Below are 18629 nucleotides of genomic sequence, written 5' to 3'. Positions count from 1 at the left end.
ATGAGCACCGAACTGCTCACCGGCACCGGCCGTTCGTCCCGTACGTCCCACGAGGCCCGAGACGTACGACCGTCGCCATCGATTGAGGAAGTGGAGCGGCCCGTGAACCTCGGCGTGCGCTGGACCCTGCACGGCGACGGGCGGACTCCCGCTCCCGGCGCCGTCGTACGCCCCGACGAACGGCTCACCTGGCCACGGACGATGGGCTTGGGCGCCCAACACGTGGTGGCCATGTTCGGCGCGTCCTTCGTCGCTCCCGTACTGATGGGCCTCGATCCCAACCTCGCGATCATGATGTCCGGCGTCGCGACGGTGATCTTCCTCCTGGCGACCCGGGGCCGGGTCCCCAGCTACCTCGGCTGTTCGCTCTCGTTCGTGGGAGTCGCGGCCACCATCCGCGCGAGTGGCGGGGACAGCGCCACCGTCACCGGCGCGGTCCTCGTCGTGGGTGCCGCGCTCTTCCTCGCGGGCCTCGCGGTACAGCGCTTCGGCGCCCGCGTCATCCACACCGCGATGCCGCCGATCGTGACCGGCGCGGTGGTCATGCTGATCGGGTTCAACCTCGCTCCGGTGACGGCCAGCACCTACTGGCCGCAGGACCAGTGGACCGCGCTCCTGGTGATGCTCTTCACCGGTGGTGCCGTGGTCTGTCTGCGCGGCTTCTTCTCCCGGATCGCGATCTTCCTCGGCCTGGTCTTCGGCTATCTGCTCTCCTGGGTGCTCGACCGGGTGTTCGGCAAGATCCACTCCCCTGCCGGAGGGGCGGAAGCCGTCGACCACTGGCGGCTCGACCTCTCGGCGGTGGGAGGGGCCGACTGGATCGGACTGCCCTCGTTCCACGGTCCCAGCTTCGAATGGTCGGCGATCCTGGTCGCCCTCCCCGTGGTCATCGCCCTGATTGCTGAGAACGCCGGCCATGTCAAAGCCGTGGGCGAGATGACCGGCGAACCGCTCGACGACAAGCTCGGCACCGCCATCGCCGCCGACGGCGCGGCGTCCATGCTCTCCACCGCCGTGGGCGGACCGCCGAACACCACGTACTCCGAGAACATCGGTGTCATGGCGGCCACCCGCGTCTACTCCACCGCGGCCTACTGGGCCGCGGCCGGGTTCGCCCTGCTCTTCGGTCTCTGCCCCAAGTTCGGCGCCGTGGTCGCTGCGATCCCCGGTGGAGTGCTCGGCGGGATCACCGTCATCCTCTACGGAATGATCGGGCTGCTCGGCGCACAGATCTGGATCAATGCCAAGGTCGACCTCAGCAACCCCCTCAATCTGGTGCCGGCGGCAGCGGGCATCATCATCGGTGTCGGCGGGGTCAGCCTGAAGATCACCGACTCGTTCGAGCTCGGGGGCATCGCCCTGGGAACCATCGTCGTCATCGGCGGGTACCACCTCCTTCGGGCGTTCGCCCCGGCCCATATGAAGAGGCGGGAGCCCCTGCTCGACTCGGGCACCTCCACGTACGACTCCGACTCCGACTCGGGCGCCTCCACGCACGACTCCGATCACGACTCCGACTCCGACTCCAGCTCCAACGCCGGCTCGGAGCCCGGGCCCGGGCCCGACAAGCGGTAGCGTCCCGTCCCCCGTTCCGGGGAAGTCCCAGCCGGCGGGCTCTCGTGCCACCCGGCGGCTGGGACCCTGCTGCCATGGCGCACAGGGAACAACTCGCGGCAGCACCGGTCATGTCCTGCCAACCGGGGCCGCCGCCCCCGGCCGCATCGGATGCATCGGGCACGATCCCCCCGGAAGCTGCGAACCACTCCGCGCTGGAGGACGTGATCCACCGGATGCGGACCCTGGATTCCCACTGGCCCGCACGCGACGGTGTGGCCGTCTTCAACCGGATCTACCTCCTCGTCACGGAAGAGATCGCACGGCGGATCGCGGCGGGCGAGTTCCCGGACCGCAGGGCGGCCACCACCCTCGACGTGATCTTCGCCCGGCGCTATCTGACGGCCGTGGACCTCGCCGGCGCGGGTGGTCGACCACCCGCCTGTTGGCGCCCGCTGTTCCAGTACCGACGGCATCCCGGCATTCGCCCGACGCAGTTCGCACTGGCCGGGATCAATGCCCACATCGGCTACGACCTGGCGTTCGCCGTCCTCGACAGCTGTCGCGTTCTGGGGTGCGAACCATCCGACATCGAGCCCGACTTCGATCGGGTCGGCGACGTCCTCACCCTGATGGAGGAACGCATCCGGGACGACCTCATGCCCGGCCCGGACCTGCTGGAGATCGCCGATCCGCTGACCCATCTGGTGGGGGCGTGGAGCCTGGACCGCGCTAGGGAGGGAGCGTGGTCAGCCGCCAGACTCCTGTGGGGCGTACGGAATCTCCCGGAGCTGTCGCGGGAGTTCGACGAGCGGCTGGATGCCGGCGTGGGGCTCGTCGGACGCTGTCTGCTCACCCCGTGGCGTTAGCCACCTCCCCAGGGCCGCCGCGGGCCGCTGATGGTCTCCCAACCCAGCGGCGCCGCGCGCCACCCGCCCGTCAGTCCTCCGGCAGTTCCACCGGGGCGATCTCGTCGTACACATCGCCCGGCCCCGGATTCGTCGGGTCACTCTCGCCGCCGAAGTGGTGCATCACGCCCCAGACGGCGTTCAGCGCGGTCTGCACCGCGCCCTCCGCCCAGCCCGCGGTCCAGGAGATGTCATCGCCGGCCAGGAAGATGCCCCGCTGGTCCTCGGGGAGCGAGTCCTGCATGAAGTGGGTGAACAGCCGGCGCTGGTAGCGGTAGTGACCGGGCAGGTTCGCCTTGAACGCGCCCATGAAGTACGGCTCGTTCTCCCAGGAGACCGTCACCGGGTTGCCGATGATGTGACGGCGGATGTCGACCTTGGGATAGATCTCGCCGAGCGACTTGAGCATGACCTCCATCCGCTCGTTCGCCGAGAGCGGCAACCATTTGAGGCTGTCGTCGCACCAGGTGTAGGAGAGGCAGATGACCGCAGGCTTGTCCGGGCCGTTGTCCAGCAGATAGGTACCGCGCGTCATCCGGTCGGTCAGCGTCATCGACATGGTGTCGCGTCCGGTGGTCTCGTCCTTGTCCAGCCAGAAGGGCCGGTCGACCGGGACGAACAGCTTCGACGACTCCATGTAGTGGGTGCGCTCGATCGCGGTCCAGTGGTCGATGGGGAAGAGCGCGTCATCGCAGGTGATCTTGGAGAGGAGCATCCAGGACTGCGCGGTGAAGACCGCGGCCCGGTAGGTACGGATGTCGCCCGAGGCGTCCGTGACGGTGATCCGGTGACCCGCCGTGCGATGCAGCCGGGTGACGGCCGGTCTCGGAGACCCCTCGTGCAGGGAGGCGAGCGAGGTGCCCGGCGCCCAATGGGTGATCTTCACCGGTTCGCGTTCCCACAGCCGCAGCGGGAGCTGCTGACTGCCTTCGACGATCCCGCGGTGGTGGTCGTCGGCCTCCGAGTAGACGACGCGGAGGATCTCCAGGATCGAGTTGGGGAAGTCGGTGTCCCAACCGCCCGTACCGAATCCGACCTGCCCGAAGATCTCCCGGTGGCGGAAGGAGGCGAAGGACTCGGAAGCGCAGAGGAAGCCATAGAAGGTCTGGTTGTCGAGCTTCTCCACGAGCCGTGCCCAGATCTCGCGAATGCGCGGGACATCGCGCTCGCGCATGGCACGGTTCATGTCGGTGAAGTCGGCGCCCTCCTCCAGAGTGGCGTTCCAGGCGTCCATCACATCGCGGTAGACCTGCGGCAGGTCGTCGATCGTCTCGGCGTAGTGGGAGGCGCCCTTGAGGTCGACGACGGTCGACGGCGTGCTCGGGGCCAGTGGGTTGGGGAAGGGCCTGGTCGTCAGCCCGACCAGATCGATGTAGTGCTGGAGCGCGGTGGACGACGGCGGGAAGCGCATCGCGCCCATCTCGGCGCTCAGCTCGGGGTCACAGCCGTCGAACCCGACCGTGCGCAGCCGGCCCCCGATCTGGTCCGCCTCGTAGACGACCGGGCGCAGCCCCATCTTCATCAGTTCGTACGCGGCGACGAGCCCGGAGAGTCCGCCGCCGATCACGGCGACCTCGGTGCCGTGCTCGGTGGCCGGGATCTGTCCGAGCCCGGCGGGGTGGGCCAGGAAGTCGTCGTACGCGTATGGGAAGTCCGGGCCGAACATGGTGATCGGCGGCTGCGCGTCGGTGTGCTGGACGGCGGTGGGCACCGTGGACGTCATGGGGTGCGGACTCCTTGCGAACTGCGGTACGGGGTGGGCCCGCCCCCGCGGGGTACGGGGTGGGTCCGGTCGGGGCTGCGGTGTCCAGAGGGCGGGGATCGCGGGCCCGTGGGGCTCGCGGTGATCCGTCCGTCCCGGGCAGATCATCCTGCTCTTGGCGCTATGGCCCTTCACACCGCGGGCCGACCCGGTGCCCGAGGATTCGCGGTGGGGACACGGCTGACCTCGGGCGGAGTAGGGGGGTGGCGCGGACCGGCGCCGGGGCGAGAAGGAACGATTACGACGGTACGGTCCGCACTTGTGCCGGGACAAGGCGCGTCCGTTGCGCGCAGATGGGCGATCCATTGCGCATTGCGGGCGGGATCCGGCGATTCGTTGCGTGCCTGGCTGTCCGGGGCGTTCAGGAGGGGGCATCGCTGCTCAGCTGCGGTCGTGGGCGGGCCCCACCACCTCGGCCGGGGCCGGTCGGCGGCCGGTGACACGGGAGCCCCGGGGTCCACGGCGGAGCGCCCTGACTGCTGGCCGGACGGGTCCGCTCAGCCGGGAGTGCCCGAGGAGAATCGCCGCAGGAGCGGTGAGAGCACCAGAACCGACTTGGTGCGCTCCACGAAGGGCTCGCCCGCGATCCGCTCCAGAACCCGTTCGAAGTGCCGCATGTCGGAGGCGAAGACCTGGACGATCGCGTCCGCCTCCCCGGTCACGGTCGACGCCGACGCCACCTCGGGGTAGCGCTTGAGACCCCGTTCGATGGCCTCGGGCGAGGTGTTGCTGCGGCAGTAGAGCTCGATGTACCCCTCGGTCTCCCAGCCGAGCGCCGCCGGGTCGACCCGTACGGTGAATCCGGTGATCGCGCCGACCGCACGCAGCCGGTCCACGCGTCGCTTCACCGCGGGGGCGGACAACCCCACCATCGAACCGATGTCGGCATAGGAGCGACGGGCGTCCTCCGCGAGAGCGTGGACGATGCGTTCGTCGAGGTCGTTGAGTCGCACTGCGGGTGGATCACTTCTCTACTGGGCCGGCCGGGCGGCGGTTGCCGTCATCGCAGTAGAACACGCCACCGGGCCCACTCGGACATCCCGGTCCCGGTGTCCGACGATCATCAACTCCTCCCCGCGGCGGCCCCACAGGGCAACCGCGTCCGGAGCCGCTCTGCCCGGCGTCCTGCCCGGTGGCGGGGGTAGGCGGTGGGGAAAGCCACCCACCGCAGGCCGACGTGGTTCATGATCGAAACTGACCGCCCTTCGCCCACCACCACCCCGCTCGCCCCGGGAGGCGCACCATGACCTGGCTCGATCCCCAGCCCTTCCTCCGTGGGGTGGCCTGGCGCGACCAGGGGCGCCCGGTGCGCGCCGACCCCGCCGATCTGGGCCGATTGCCCTGGCACACGGCTGTTCGGGCGGAGCTGCCGATCGGGGTGCGACTGGAGTTCGCCACCGACGGCGCCCGTGCGGTCGAGATCCACTACCGCAGTTCGCCCGATGCCGGAGGTTCGACCGCTCGGCTGCCCGACTGCTTCGCCCTCTGGCAGCGGACCGGGCTGGTGGGCGAGACGCTCGTGGAACCCACGGAGGAAGGGATTGTCACGCTGTCGCTGCCGAAGGACCTGTCGGAGGGTTCGGACCGGTGGATCGTGCATCCGCCCGAGGCCCGCTCTCCGCTGGTGCTGGGCGTGCGCGCCATCGGTGGCTCCCTCGCTCCCCCACCGGAGCAGCCGCGCTGGCTGGTTCACGGGGACTCGATCACCGAGGGTTGGTGGTCCACCCGCCCGGCCCACTCCTGGCCCGCACGAGCGGGTCGGCTGCTGGGGCTGGATACGGTCAATCTGGGATACGCGGGCTCGGCTCATGGCGAACCCGCGATCGCGGAGCAGTTGTCGACGCTGTCAGCGGATGCCATCACCCTCGCCTTCGGCACCAACTGCTGGTCACAGGTGCCGTACTCACCGGCGCAGCTGTACGAGACCGTGCGGACGTTCCTCGCCGTCGTACGACAGGGGCATCCGCGTACACCTCTGCTCGTGGTCTCTCCCGTGCTTCGACCTGCCGCTGAGAACGCCCGGAATCGACTCGGTGCCACGTTCGCGCAACTGCGCACGGCCCTGGAGCAGGCGGTACGCGATCGGATCGACGGCGCATCGGGACGGGCGGGGGGTGACGGGGGTGCGGCCGGACCGCGGAACCTCGAAGGTCTCCCGGGTGCCGAGCAGGGGGATCGTCATCTCGCCCTGCTTGCCGGGCGCGAGGTGCTGGGCCCGCAGCAGTTGACCGATGGAGTGCATCCCGATGACGAGGGACATGCGGCTCTTGCGTCGGCAGTCGCCGATGCCCTGCGGTCCTTGCATCCGCAGGGCATCCAGGCACGGTGACCACTAGGTATTTCGTTCTCGATCCCGCCGAGGCCCGCAACGGGCCTCGGCGGGCGGGCTTCACTCCACGACGAGCAGCCCCTCGCGGAGCTTGGTGGTGATCCGGTTCAGCAACCGGGACACATGCATCTGGGAGACGCCGAGCTCGGCGCCGATCTCCGACTGGGTCATCTCGTCACCGAAGCGCATCTGGAGGATCCGACGGTCCCGCTCGTCCAGCTCCTCGATGAGGGGCTTGAGCGCCTGGACGTTCTCGGCGATCTCCAGATCCGCGTCCGGGGCGCCGAGCCGATCGGACAGGGGCGTCGCCGCACTGTCCGACGAGTCGTCCATGGGGATGTCGATGGAGCCGGCGGTGTAGCCGTTGCTCGCGACGACCCCCTCGATGACTTCCTGCTCGTCGATCCCGAGGTACTCGGCGAGCTCCGCCATGGTCGGGGAGCGGTCCAGACGCTGCGACAGATCGTCGGTGGCCTTCGCCAGGTCGATGCGAAGCTCCTGGAGCCTGCGCGGTACGTGGACCGCCCAGCTCGTGTCGCGGAAGAACCGCTTGATCTCCCCCACGATGTAGGGGACCGCGAAGGTGGCGAACTCCACCTCACGGCTCAGCTCGAAACGGTCGATCGCCTTGATCAGACCGATGGTGCCGACCTGGATGATGTCTTCCATCTGCTCGGCCCGGTTGCGGAAGCGACCGGCCGAGTACTTGACGAGCGCGAGGTTCAGCTCGATCAGCGTGTTGCGGACGTACTGGTGGTCCCGAGTGCCCTCTTCGAGCGAGGCGAGGCGCACGAAGAAGATCCTGGAGATCTCACGCGCGTCCTTCGGGGCGACCTCCCCGGGGTTGGTCACCTCCGGAAGGCTCAGCTCAGTGCTCGGGCACCATGTGCCGGGCTGTGTGAGTTCGGTCGCGACCGTGCTCGCCATGGACACTTAGTCCTCCCCTGCTCCGTGGTCAGTGCAGGGCGCGTATACCCCGGTCCAATCACCCCATGCCAAGAAAGTTCAAGGAAGTTCGAAGAGGTCCGCGCGGTCATGACTGCGGCCCCGGGAAGCCCGGGGCCGCAGTCACATCGAAGTGCTTACTCGGTGGTCAGGTCCAGCTGGCGTGGAGCGGCTTGCCCTCCGCGTATCCCGCGGCGCTCTGAACACCGACGATGGCCTTCTGGGCGAACTCCTCCAACGATCCCGCCCCCGCGTAGGTGCACGAGGAGCGGACGCCGGCGATGATCGAGTCGACGAGGTCCTCCACCCCCGGACGGGTCGGGTCCAGGAACATCCGCGAGGTGGAGATGCCCTCCTCGAAGAGCGCCTTGCGGGCCCGGTCGTACGAAGACTCCTCGCTCGTGCGGTTGCGCACGGCGCGGGCGGACGCCATACCGAAGGACTCCTTGTAGTACCGCCCGTCGGCAGACTGCTGGAGGTCTCCCGGGGACTCGTAGGTACCGGCGAACCAGGAACCCACCATCACGTTGGAGGCTCCCGCGGCCAGTGCCATGGCCACATCACGGGGATGCCTGATACCGCCGTCGGCCCATACGTGCTTGCCGTACTTCTTCGCCTCGGCCGCGCACTCCAGGACGGCCGAGAACTGCGGCCGGCCCACGCCGGTCATCATGCGCGTGGTGCACATGGCGCCGGGGCCCACACCGACCTTGATGATGTCGGCGCCCGCCTCGATCAGATCGCGGACCCCCTCGGCCGCGACGATGTTCCCGGCGACGATGGGAACCTGCGGGTCGAGTCCGCGGACCGCCTTGATCGCGGCGATCATGGATTCCTGGTGGCCGTGCGCGGTGTCGACGACCAGGGTGTCCACACCCGCGTCGAGCAGCTGCTTGGCCTTGCCCGCCACATCGCCGTTGATGCCGACGGCGGCGGCGATGCGCAATCTGCCCTGGGCGTCGACGGCCGGGGTGTAGAGGGTGGCGCGGAGGGCGCCCTTGCGGGTGAGGATGCCGGCGAGGCGACCGTCCGCATCCACCGCGGGGGCGTAGCGCCGGTTGGCGTGGTCCAGCTTGTTGAAGGCGTCGCGCGGGTCGATGTTCACGTCCAGGAGCAGAAGGTCCTTGGACATGACCTCGCTGAGCTGGGTGAAGCGGTCGACTCCGGTGAGGTCCGCGTCCGTGACCACACCGATCGGACGCTGGTCCTCGTCGACGACCACTCCGGCGTCGTGGGCCCGCTTGGGCAGCAGGGCCAGCGCGTCCGCGACGGTCTGGTGGGGCGCGAGCACGATCGGGGTGTCGAGGACATGGTGCCGGGTCTTGACCCAGGAGATGACGTCGGTGACGACCTCGATCGGAATGTCCTGCGGGATGACGACGAGCCCACCGCGGCGGGCCAGGGTCTCCGCCATCCGGCGGCCGGCGATCGCGGTCATGTTGGCGACCACCAGGGGGATGGTCGTACCGGTGCCGTCGGGGGACGAGAGGTCCACCGCCTGACGGGAACCGACGGCCGATCGACTCGGCACCATGAAGACATCGTCGTAGGTCAGGTCGTACGGAGGCTTGAGATCATTGAGGAAACGCACGTGCTGGACATCCCAGTCGATTGGAGTTGACCCCCGGGCACATCAGCCGGGGAAACGCACGTACTTCATTGTCCCACGGGCGGTGGATTTCCCGCTCTGGGAGAAAGCTCCAGCTCATGGGGGTCGCCGCAAGCGCATCCTCCAAAGGGCGAGGCCCTGCGGGGCGGTACGGTCAATACCGGGCGAAGTCGAGTCATGACCGTCCGTGCAGCACGGAAGCAGACACCGCGGCGGGCGGGCTTCCGGCCCGATCGGGGCCGGAAGCGATGCCCGGCGCGGTCAGCTGTCGGGGTCGACGCGGTCCAGGGCGGGGCGGGGACCGGCCGGGCTCGCCAGCAGGTGATCCGCCGCAGCGGTGTCGGTCACCAAGCTGGTGACCAGGCCCGAGCGGAGGACGGCGGCGATCGCATCGGCCTTGCGCGCACCTCCGGCGATCGCCACGACCTCGGGGATCCGGCGCAGCCGGTCCGCCTCCACCGTGATGCACCGCTCCCCCAGATCACGCCCCACCCTGCGACCGTCGCGGTCGAAGAGGTGTGCCGACATCTCGGCGGCCACACCGTACGAGGCGTACCGGGCGCGCTCCTCGTCGCTGAGCATGTCGTGGACGGTGGAGATGCCCCGCTCCCAGGAACCGATGGAGACGGCGGCCACGGTCACCTTGTCGAAGTACTCGAAGGCGCGGGCGATCCCCGTCTGGTTGCGCAGCGCCGCGGCCGTGGCCGCATCGGGGAGCAGCATGGGCGCGTAGATCGGATGGGCGTCGCCGCCCGATACCTGTGCCGCGCGTCTGACGGCCTCCACCGAACCGCGCTCGGCCGTTCCCGCGTCGTAGACACCCGTGAGCTGGACGACCGTACAAGGGGGCAGTCGATGGAGGGCGGCGGCCATGTGGATGGTGGACCGACCCCAGGCCAGGCCCAGCACATCGCCCTCGGCCACCAGTTCGCCCAGCAGGTCCGCGGCGACTTCGCCGAGGTTCTCGGGGTCCGGCGACTCCTCGGCCTCGGCGGGCGACTCGACGACGACCGCGTGCCGCAACCCGAAGTGGGCGCGGAGCGCGTCCGAGCGCTCGGCGTCCAGCTCTGCCGGAACACGAATCTCGATGCGTACGAGATCGCGCTCCAACGCGGTCTCCAGTACGCGTGCCACCTTGAAGCGGCTGACGCCGAACTCCTCGGCGATCTGGATCTTGGACTTGCCCTCCAGGTAGAAGCGGCGGGCCATGGCCGCCGCCTGTACCAGCTCCGCGGGTCCCATCCGCAGGGCAGACCGTCCCGCCGACCTAGCAGACACCGCGATCTCCTCACTGCTGTTCACACTTCGGACCTGTAATCCTGTCAGATCCGACGGTTGTTGATCAGCCCTGATGGGCTGAGTTCATTTGCTTCTGGCTCAATGGCCGTAACTGCACGGTTTCGGTTGCGCGACCGGTGCGGTGTCACTTCGGTTCACTCCGGTTCATTCCGGCGCGCGCACCGGCTCAGCGGTGGCAGGCCCAGCCCGCGGTGGCGATGGTGCCTTCAGCCTTGGCGCGCAGCGCGCGCACCGCTTCGGCGGGGTCATCCGCACCGTAGACCGCGGACCCGGCGACGAACACGTCCGCACCCGCCTCGGCGCACTGCTCGATCGTGGCGTCCGACACCCCGCCGTCCACCTGGAGCCACAGCTCAAGGCCGTGCTTGCCGATCAGCTCCCGGGTACGACGGATCTTCGGCAGCATGATGTCGAGGAACGCCTGTCCGCCGAAACCGGGCTCCACCGTCATGATCAACAGCATGTCGAGCTCCGGCAGGAGGTCCTCGTAGGGCTCGATGGGGGTGGCCGGCTTGAGCGCCATCGAAGCGCGTGCGCCCTTGGCCCGGATCTCACGGGCCAGCCGCACCGGAGCAGCCGCCGCCTCCACATGGAAGGTGACGGAACCGGCCCCCGCTTCGACGTACTGCGGTGCCCAGCGGTCGGGGTCGGCGATCATCAGATGGCAGTCCAGCGGGGTGTCCGTCGCCCGGCTGAGGGATTCCACGATCGGGACGCCCAGCGTCAGATTGGGCACGAAGTGGTTGTCCATGACGTCGACGTGGAGCCAGTCGGCGCCTTCGACAGCCTTGGCCTCATCCGCGAGGCGGGCGAAGTCTGCGGAGAGAATGCTCGGATTGATCTGTGCGGCCATGGCCCAAGCCTGCCATGCTCGACGGCGCTTGCCCGCCCCCGCGGGAGTTCCGGTACAGACCAATGCAGTCCAAAATTAGTGCAGTACGCGCATTCCACCACTTTTCCCCTTGCGGCTTTTCCCCTTGCGGCGAGGGCGTACCGCAGCGATGTGCCCGCCCATCACGCAGTGACCCGGGTGCGGTCGCATGCGCTCCGTTCGCCCTCGGAGCCACGGTTGCGGACCGAGCCCCACAACCGTGGTCGACAGCCGGGCAGCACTTCCACCGACCCGAAGGCGAAACAGCACCCCCGGCCGAGGGCCGCGGCCCGGGCGCACTCACCACCGAGTCGCAGCACCTCTGGCGCCACCGCGTCGACGGATACGACGGACGCCCCCGGCCGGGCCCGGTCAGGCAGTGCGTCTGAGCAGGGCCAGATACATGGCGTCGGTACCGTGGAGATGCGGCCAGAGCTGTACGTCCGGCCCTTCCCCGAGTGCCGGTACGCCGGGCATCAGCGGCCGGGCGTCCACCCACTCCGCCTCGACCGGCGCACCCCCACGGCCCCGCAGCACATCGGCGACGACCACCCGGGTCTCGGCGAGGTGCGGCGAGCACGTGGCGTACCCGACGATCCCTCCGACACGGACCGCGCTCAACGCCTCACGCAGCAGCGAGCGCTGGAGCGGAGCGAAGCCGTCCAGGTCCTCGGGCCGCCGTCGCCAGCGCGCTTCGGGTCGACGGCGCAGCGCTCCGAGACCGGAGCACGGAACATCGACGAGCACCCGGTCGAAGGTGCCGGGCGACCAGGGCGGACGGGTCCCGTCCGCGGCAATGACCTGGTACGGGCCCGGGTTCCCCGCCAGCGCCTGCGCGACCAGGCGGGCACGGTGGGGCTGCTTCTCCGACGCGAGCAGGGACGCCCCGCGCTGGGCGGCAAGCGCCGCCAGCAGGGCGGCCTTGCCTCCGGGGCCGGCGCAGCCGTCCAGCCAGCGGGTGTCCTGGCCCTCCAACGGCGCGTTGGCCAGGGCGATGGCGACGAGTTGGCTGCCCTCGTCCTGAACACCGGCCCGGCCTTCGCGCACCGCGTCGATGACGCCCGGCTCGCCGCCCTCGGCCATGCGGACCGCAAAGGGCGACCAACGGCCCGGCAGGGCCGATTCCTCGCCCAGCACGTTCAGCAGTTCATCGGACGTGGCACGGCCGGGCCGGGCCACGAGGGTGACCTCGGGCCGCTCATTGTCGGCCTCCAACAGGTCCTCGATCCCCGCGCGACCGCCGCCCAGCGCGTCCCAGAGGGCGGACACGACCCACCGCGGATGCGAGTGCACCACAGCGAGGTGCTCCTCGGCATCGTCGTCATAGGGCGGAGCGACCTGTTCCAACCAGGTGTCCAGATCGGACCGGGAGATCTTGCGCAGCACCGCGTTCACGAACTTGGCCCGACCGTCGCCCAGCACTACCCTGGCCAACTCCACACTGGCGGAGACGGCGGCGTGGGTGGGGATACGGGTCCCGAGCAGTTGGTGCGCGCCCAGGGACAGGACGTCGAGCACCGGTGGGTCCACCTCGCGCAGCGGGCGGTCGATGCAGGCCGCGATGACGGCGTCGTACGTGCCCTGGCGGCGCAGCGTGCCGTAGACCAGCTCCGTGGCGAGCGCCGCGTCCCGGGTGTCGAAGTCCCCCTTCTCACGGGCCTTGCGCAACAGGGGCGGGAGAACGAGGTTGGCGTAGGCGTCGCGTTCGTCCACGGCACGCAGGGCCTCGAAGGCGAGGATCCGCACGGGATCCCGCTGGGGACGGCGGTAGGGCTTGTGGGGGCGGCCGGGCCCCTTGGGGCGTGCCTGCTGGTTCAAAGGTGCTCCGCTGTCGAAATGGGTCTCAGCCCTCCAGCGTAGTCCTTGGTTCGAACAGGGCACGGCGTGGCGAACCCGAGGCCCCGCGCAGCCATGGGCCCACCGCCGCCTCCGCCCGGCGCTCCCGTGCCCGACCGGCTGATCAGGGATGGGTCAGGGCTTCGCGCTGTCCGCCTCGGCCACGCCCACGCGCTCACCCGCCGCGATCCGCACCCCACGCGCCCAGTCCGCCGCCCGCATCGGCTTCTTGCCCTGCGGCTGGACCCACCCCAACTCCACGGCGTGCGAGCCGGTGCCGACGTGGACATGGTTCTTGCCGACGGACAGTTCGCCAGGGCTCAGATCGGTACGGTCGACGAGGAGCCCCACGGAGATCAGCTTCAGCCGCTCGCCGCGGAACTCGGTCCAGGCCCCCGGGGCGGGCGTACAACCGCGTACGACCCGGTCGACGCGCAGGGCCGGGGCACTCCAGTCCACCCGGGCGTCCTCCACACCGAGCTTCGGCGCGAGTGACACCCCTTCGGCGGGCTGCGGCACGGCGTGCAGGGTGCCGTCCTCGATGCCGTCCATGGTCGCCGCCAGCAGACCGGCGCCCGCGAACGCGAGACGGGTGAGCAGATCACCACTGGTGTCGGTGGGCCTGATCGCCTCGGTGATCACCCCGTAGACGGGCCCGGAGTCCAGGCCCTCCTCGATCTGGAAGGTGGCGGCGCCCGTCATCTCGTCCCCCGCGAGCACCGCGTGCTGGACGGGTGCGGCGCCGCGCCAGGCGGGCAACAGCGAGAAGTGAAGGTTGACCCAGCCCCGAGCGGGCACGTCGAGGGCGACCCGGGGCAGCAGGGCGCCGTAGGCCACCACCGGGCAGCAGTCCGGTGCGATCTCCCGCAGCCGGGCCAGGAAGTCCTCGTCACGCGGTTTGACGGGCTTGAGCACCTCGATGCCGGCTTCCTCCGCCCGCTGGGCAACAGGGCTGGCCACCAGGTGCCGACCCCGTCCGGCCGGGGCGTCCGGCCGGGTGATGACCGCCGCCACCTCATGCCGGTCGGAGGCGATCAGGGCGTCCAGGGCGGGCACGGCGACCTCTGGGGTACCTGCGAAGACGAGCTTCATCGGTGCTGACTGCCTCTCAAGCTGATGCCTACGGTGAGCTGATCACGAGCGGCGCACCAGTCTATGGGGGATGCCGACAGGGGGCGTACGGGAGCTCGCGCGCCCTCGGCGTATGCGGATACGCCCCCGCAGCGTGACCACATCGGCGGGTGGAGCGTTGGTCAAGAGAGATTGACCGAAGCGGGCCGCCGGGACGCGGCCCGGCCCCTTTCAACGCCGGTTCGAGAGGCTTCCCAATGGCCGACCACGCAACCCACGACGCCCAGGCCCGGGCGAGTTTGCACCTCTTGGTACGGGACATCGAGCGGGTCCGCAGGCAGGTGGACGCATTGCGCACGCTGACCGCGCAGCTGGGCAACGTCTACCGCCCGCGGCGCTCGGGTCCCTCCACCGGCTTCGTCGTCTACGGCAGAGCCCCCGCACCGACGGTCCGGCTGGCGCAGGAACTGCGCGACAGCGTTGAGACGCTGGTGACGGCCGCCGTGGACTTCGACCGTTCGCTGGGATTCTCTTGGGACGCGGTCGGATCGGCACTCGGAGTGACCAAGCAGGCGGTCCACCGACGCTACGGCGCCCGCCGAGCCGCCCAGCAGCCCGGCGGGAGCGATGAACTGCCGGTGGAGCCGACCGCCACCCGTACGCTGCCGAGTCCTGCCCTGCCCGCCGTACCCGCCGCGCGGGCGATGCCGCCGCAGCCGACGGTCAGCAGCCAGTCCTTCCGGGAGGAGATCCGCCCCAACGCCTTCCCCGGCCCCCGCAACGGTTGACCCGGTCCACTCGCTGCCCCGTCCCGACTGCCCGGGGCGGGGCAGCGGTGTGCTGGGCTCGCCGGCCCCCGTCGACCAGTTCCCCCCGTCCGCTAACCGATATCCAGGGGATCGATCCTGATCCGCACCTGGTCCGTGCCACCGCGGGCCAACCTCCTGGCCTGGGCCGACTTCACCGCCGCCGCAAGCGCTGCGCCACTGCCGGGCGGCACCCGCAACAGCGCCCGCACCCAGGACTCCCCGATCGGTGGCTCCCCCGGTCTGCGGGGCCTCCCCGGCGGAGGCGAAGGCAACGAAACCGGACCGAGCACCTCGGCGTCGGACGGCAGCTCGACGGTCGTGAGGAAGTCCTCGACCGTCTCCGCCCGGCCCGCGACCGCCGCCATCCGCGACACCGGGGGGAATCCCAGCTCCGCGCGCTCCGCCAGCTCCCGCTGGGCATGGCCCACCGGATCCCAGCGCACCAGGGCCTGCACAGGTCGTAGGGAAGGCTCGCCCATGACGACGACCGTGCCCCCCTCGCTCTGGCTCCGCACCAGGGAAGCCGCATCGATCCACCGCCGCAGGGCATCCTCACCGGCGCGGAGGTCGGGCCGCGACAGCATCGCCCAGCCGTCGAGCAGGAGTGCCGCCGCATAGCCCCCTTCGGCGACAGGCTCCGCACCCGGTGTGCTCACCACCAGCGCGGGCCGGCCCGAAACGGCGTCCAGCACATGGTCTCGTCCGGACGTGCGCACCGGAACGGCCGGGAAGGCCCGGCCCAGCTCCTCGGCCGTCCGTCGCGCACCGACGACCCGTGCACGCAGTCGTGTCCCACCGCACTCGGTGCAGTGCCAGGCCCCGGCGTCACGCCCGCACCAACGGCACGACACGTCCCGGTCGTCGGGGGCCTCCAGCGGGCCCGCGCAGTGTGCACAGCGCGCGGTGACCCGACAGCGCTCACACGCCAACGCCGGCACATAGCCTCGTCTCGGCACCTGCACCAGCACCGGCCCGATCGCCAATCCGTCCCGCACGGCCCGCCAGGCAAGGCTCGGCAGCCGAGCCGACCGGGCGGCTTCGTCGCGCGCCAACTCCGCATCGCCGACCGTACGGACCAGGGGCGCCGCCAGACGCACCTGGTCCCGGGTGGCGGTCAGCGGAAGGGCCCAGCCGCTCTCGACCAGCTGCGCGGCTTCCACCGTGCAACTGGTGCCGCCCAGCAGGAAGGCGCACGACTCCTGGCCGGCGCGCAGCTCCAGCACCTCCCGGACATGGGGAAACGGAGCGTGCTCATCGCTGAGGCTGGCGTCGCCGTCGTCCCACACGGCGACCAGACCAAGACGCTGGACGGGAGCGAACATCGCCGCCCTGGTCCCCACCACGGCCCGCACCGAGCCGCGGCGGACGGCCAGCCACTGCCGATAGCGCTTCTCGGGCCCGGACTCGGCCGTGAGCACCGCGTGATGGCCTTCGCCGAGCAGCGCCGTGAGCGCCGCATCGAGCCGTGCGGCCCGGCGTCCGTCAGGCACCACCACGAGCGCCCCCCGGCCGGACGCCAGGGTGGCGGCGACGGCGCGCGCCAACTCATCGGGCCAGTGCGGGCCGGGCAGCGCCGTCCACACGGCGCGCGGGGCGCCGCCGTCCGCCAACGCGGTGAGGAAGGCCGCCCCCCTGGCGTAGCGCTCCCAGGTGCCGATGCCCGGGGGCTCGGGAACGGGCAGCGGCTCGGGGGACGGCTTCGACTCGGCGCGCCCGTTCCTCGGGGGGATCGCGAGCTGGAGCACATCGGCGAGGGAGCCCGCGTACCGGTCGGCGACCGCCCGCGCGAGGGCGAGCATGCCCGGGCTGAGCACGGGCTCCGGGGACACGACATAGGCGAGGGCCGCGAGCGCCCCTCCGTAGTCGGTGTCGGCCCGGCGCTCGACGATGAAGCCGTCGATCATGCCCCCGCCCTCGCGGCGGCCGTCCCGCACCCGATGCCCTCCGGCCCCGAACCGCACCCGAACCCGCACGCCGGGGAGGGCTTCCGCGTCGAGTTCCTCCGGCACCGCGTAGTCGAAGAACTGGTCGAGGTGGAGCACGCCCTTGTTCACCAGCACCCGCGCCACCGGCAGCTCCTTGGCGAGCGCCGCGCCGCGCCAGGTCCGCGGCTTGGCCTTGGGGACCTGCGCCTTGCGGACGGTCTCCCTGATCAGCGCAAGCTGCTCCGGCCCGCCGGCGGCGGGCTCCTCGGGCTGCTCATGATCGCTGCTCACAACCAAATTCCTACCAGACCCCACTGACACCGTGACCACTGCGCGATTGCCTCCCCCACCACTACGTCTTGGCACTCCAGGGCCCCGTACACGGCCGAAGTCCCGGCCACCCCGAGAGGGGGCGACCGGGACTTCGGGTCGTGCCGTGGAACGAGAAGCCGGCCTAGAGCAAGGCTCTAGAGGCCAGCGGCCGTGCGCAGGGCGTCCACACGGTCGGTGCGCTCCCAGGTGAAGTCGGGCAGCTCACGACCGAAGTGGCCGTAGGCGGCGGTCTGGGCGTAGATCGGACGGAGCAGGTCCAGATCGCGGATGATCGCGGCGGGCCTCAGGTCGAAGACCTCGCTGATGGCCCGCTCGATCTTGTCGACCTCCACCGTGGCCGTGCCGAAGGTCTCCACGAACAGACCGACCGGCTCGGCCTTGCCGATGGCGTACGCCACCTGGACCTCGCAGCGCGCGGCAAGACCGGCGGCGACGACGTTCTTGGCGACCCACCGGGTGGCGTAGGCAGCCGAGCGGTCCACCTTGGAGGGGTCCTTGCCCGAGAAGGCCCCACCGCCGTGGCGGGCCATGCCGCCGTAGGTGTCGATGATGATCTTGCGGCCGGTCAGACCGGCGTCGCCCATCGGGCCGCCGATCTCGAAGCGACCGGTCGGGTTGACCAACAGGCGGTAGCCGTCGGTGTCCAGCTTGATGCCGTCCTCGACGAGCTGCTTGAGCACGTGCTCCACCACGAACTCGCGGATGTCAGGTGCCAGCAGGGAGTCCAGGTCGATGTCCGAGGCGTGCTGGGAGGACACGACCACCGTGTCGAGACGGACCGCCTTGTCACCGTCGTACTCGATGGTGACCTGGGTCTTGCCGTCCGGACGCAGGTAGGGGATGGTGCCGTTCTTGCGGACCTCGGACAGCCGGCGCGAAAGCCGGTGCGCGAGGTGGATCGGCAGCGGCATCAATTCGGGCGTCTCGTCGCAGGCGTACCCGAACATCAGGCCCTGGTCGCCCGCGCCCTGCTTGTCGAGGTCGTCCCCGGCATCCGTCGAGGCACCCTGCACGCGCTTCTCATAGGCGGTGTCGACACCCTGGGCGATGTCGGGCGACTGCGCACCGATGGAGACCGAAACGCCGCAGGAAGCGCCGTCGAACCCCTTCTTGGACGAGTCGTAGCCGATGTCCAGGATCTTGTTGCGCACGAGCGTGGGAATGTCGGCGTACGCCTTGGTGGTCACCTCGCCGGCGACGTGCACCAGGCCGGTGGTGATCAGAGTCTCGACGGCGACGCGAGAAGCCGGGTCCTCCGTCAGCAGGGCGTCGAGAATGGTGTCGCTGATCTGATCGGCGATCTTATCGGGGTGACCTTCGGTCACAGACTCCGAAGTGAAGAGACGGCGGGACACATCGCTCCCTGGGGTTGCAGCGG

General features: G+C 70.3%; 14 protein-coding genes. 4 read left to right on the top strand and 10 right to left on the bottom strand.

Going from position 1 to position 18629, the window contains the following annotated elements:
• Window positions 1-102: 102 nt before the first annotated feature.
• Together ACFXJL_RS24280 and ACFXJL_RS24275 are read left to right on the top strand one after the other, a co-directional pair.
• Window positions 103-1575, top strand: coding sequence for a solute carrier family 23 protein (locus tag ACFXJL_RS24280; protein ID WP_358879239.1), 1473 nt, complete (start codon window positions 103-105; stop codon window positions 1573-1575).
• A gap of 74 nt (window positions 1576-1649) precedes the next feature.
• On the top strand, window positions 1650-2423 hold the full coding sequence (locus ACFXJL_RS24275; protein WP_358879177.1) for a DUF5995 family protein: 774 nt from the start codon (window positions 1650-1652) through the stop codon (window positions 2421-2423).
• Window positions 2424-2493: 70 nt separating this feature from the next.
• On the opposite strand, the gene ACFXJL_RS24270 is transcribed toward ACFXJL_RS24275, so the two are convergent.
• The gene (locus ACFXJL_RS24270; RefSeq protein WP_358879178.1) at window positions 2494-4185 is read right to left on the bottom strand and encodes an NAD(P)/FAD-dependent oxidoreductase; all 1692 of its coding nucleotides are present in this window, start codon (window positions 4183-4185) and stop codon (window positions 2494-2496) included.
• Between the two features lie 536 nt (window positions 4186-4721).
• Window positions 4722-5177, bottom strand: a complete 456-nt coding sequence (locus ACFXJL_RS24265; protein ID WP_329015812.1) for an Lrp/AsnC family transcriptional regulator — start codon at window positions 5175-5177, stop codon at window positions 4722-4724.
• Window positions 5178-5467: 290 nt separating this feature from the next.
• On the opposite strand from ACFXJL_RS24265, the gene ACFXJL_RS24260 reads away from it, so the two are divergent.
• Window positions 5468-6553, top strand: a complete 1086-nt coding sequence (locus ACFXJL_RS24260) for a GDSL-type esterase/lipase family protein (protein WP_384695555.1) — start codon at window positions 5468-5470, stop codon at window positions 6551-6553.
• Between the two features lie 60 nt (window positions 6554-6613).
• Here ACFXJL_RS24260 and ACFXJL_RS24255 read toward each other — a convergent pair whose 3' ends face one another.
• The 6 genes from ACFXJL_RS24255 to fmt all read right to left on the bottom strand — a co-directional run bounded on the left by ACFXJL_RS24255 (window position 6614) and on the right by fmt (window position 14205).
• On the bottom strand, window positions 6614-7486 hold the full coding sequence (locus ACFXJL_RS24255) for an RNA polymerase sigma factor SigF (protein WP_384695552.1): 873 nt from the start codon (window positions 7484-7486) through the stop codon (window positions 6614-6616).
• Window positions 7487-7646: 160 nt separating this feature from the next.
• The gene (locus tag ACFXJL_RS24250; protein ID WP_384695549.1) at window positions 7647-9089 is read right to left on the bottom strand and encodes a GuaB1 family IMP dehydrogenase-related protein; all 1443 of its coding nucleotides are present in this window, start codon (window positions 9087-9089) and stop codon (window positions 7647-7649) included.
• Window positions 9090-9368: 279 nt separating this feature from the next.
• The gene (locus ACFXJL_RS24245; RefSeq protein ID WP_358879182.1) at window positions 9369-10409 is read right to left on the bottom strand and encodes a sugar-binding domain-containing protein; all 1041 of its coding nucleotides are present in this window, start codon (window positions 10407-10409) and stop codon (window positions 9369-9371) included.
• Between the two features lie 163 nt (window positions 10410-10572).
• Window positions 10573-11259, bottom strand: a complete 687-nt coding sequence (rpe, locus tag ACFXJL_RS24240; RefSeq protein WP_384695546.1) for a ribulose-phosphate 3-epimerase — start codon at window positions 11257-11259, stop codon at window positions 10573-10575.
• 390 nt (window positions 11260-11649) lie between these two features.
• Window positions 11650-13095: a transcription antitermination factor NusB gene (locus ACFXJL_RS24235; protein WP_358879184.1), complete on the bottom strand. Its 1446-nt coding sequence runs from the start codon at window positions 13093-13095 to the stop codon at window positions 11650-11652.
• A gap of 153 nt (window positions 13096-13248) precedes the next feature.
• Complete coding sequence (gene fmt / locus ACFXJL_RS24230) at window positions 13249-14205, bottom strand: methionyl-tRNA formyltransferase (protein ID WP_358879185.1); 957 nt, start codon at window positions 14203-14205, stop codon at window positions 13249-13251.
• Window positions 14206-14441: 236 nt separating this feature from the next.
• Between fmt and ACFXJL_RS24225 the strand changes: the two genes are divergently transcribed.
• Window positions 14442-14972, top strand: a complete 531-nt coding sequence (locus ACFXJL_RS24225; RefSeq protein ID WP_384695543.1) for a hypothetical protein — start codon at window positions 14442-14444, stop codon at window positions 14970-14972.
• Window positions 14973-15064: 92 nt separating this feature from the next.
• Here ACFXJL_RS24225 and ACFXJL_RS24220 read toward each other — a convergent pair whose 3' ends face one another.
• Window positions 15065-17209, bottom strand: a complete 2145-nt coding sequence (locus ACFXJL_RS24220; RefSeq protein ID WP_384695540.1) for a primosomal protein N' — start codon at window positions 17207-17209, stop codon at window positions 15065-15067.
• 176 nt (window positions 17210-17385) lie between these two features.
• Window positions 17386-18606 carry a methionine adenosyltransferase gene (gene metK, locus ACFXJL_RS24215; RefSeq protein WP_329015836.1) on the bottom strand — a complete coding sequence of 407 codons (1221 nt, stop codon included), beginning with the start codon at window positions 18604-18606 and terminating at the stop codon, window positions 17386-17388.
• Window positions 18607-18629 lie beyond the last annotated feature (23 nt).

Source organism: Streptomyces sp. NPDC059256, from assembly GCF_042753785.1.
Taxonomy (GTDB): Bacteria; Actinomycetota; Actinomycetes; order Streptomycetales; family Streptomycetaceae; genus Streptomyces.
This window is presented reverse-complemented; position numbering and strand designations above follow the sequence as displayed.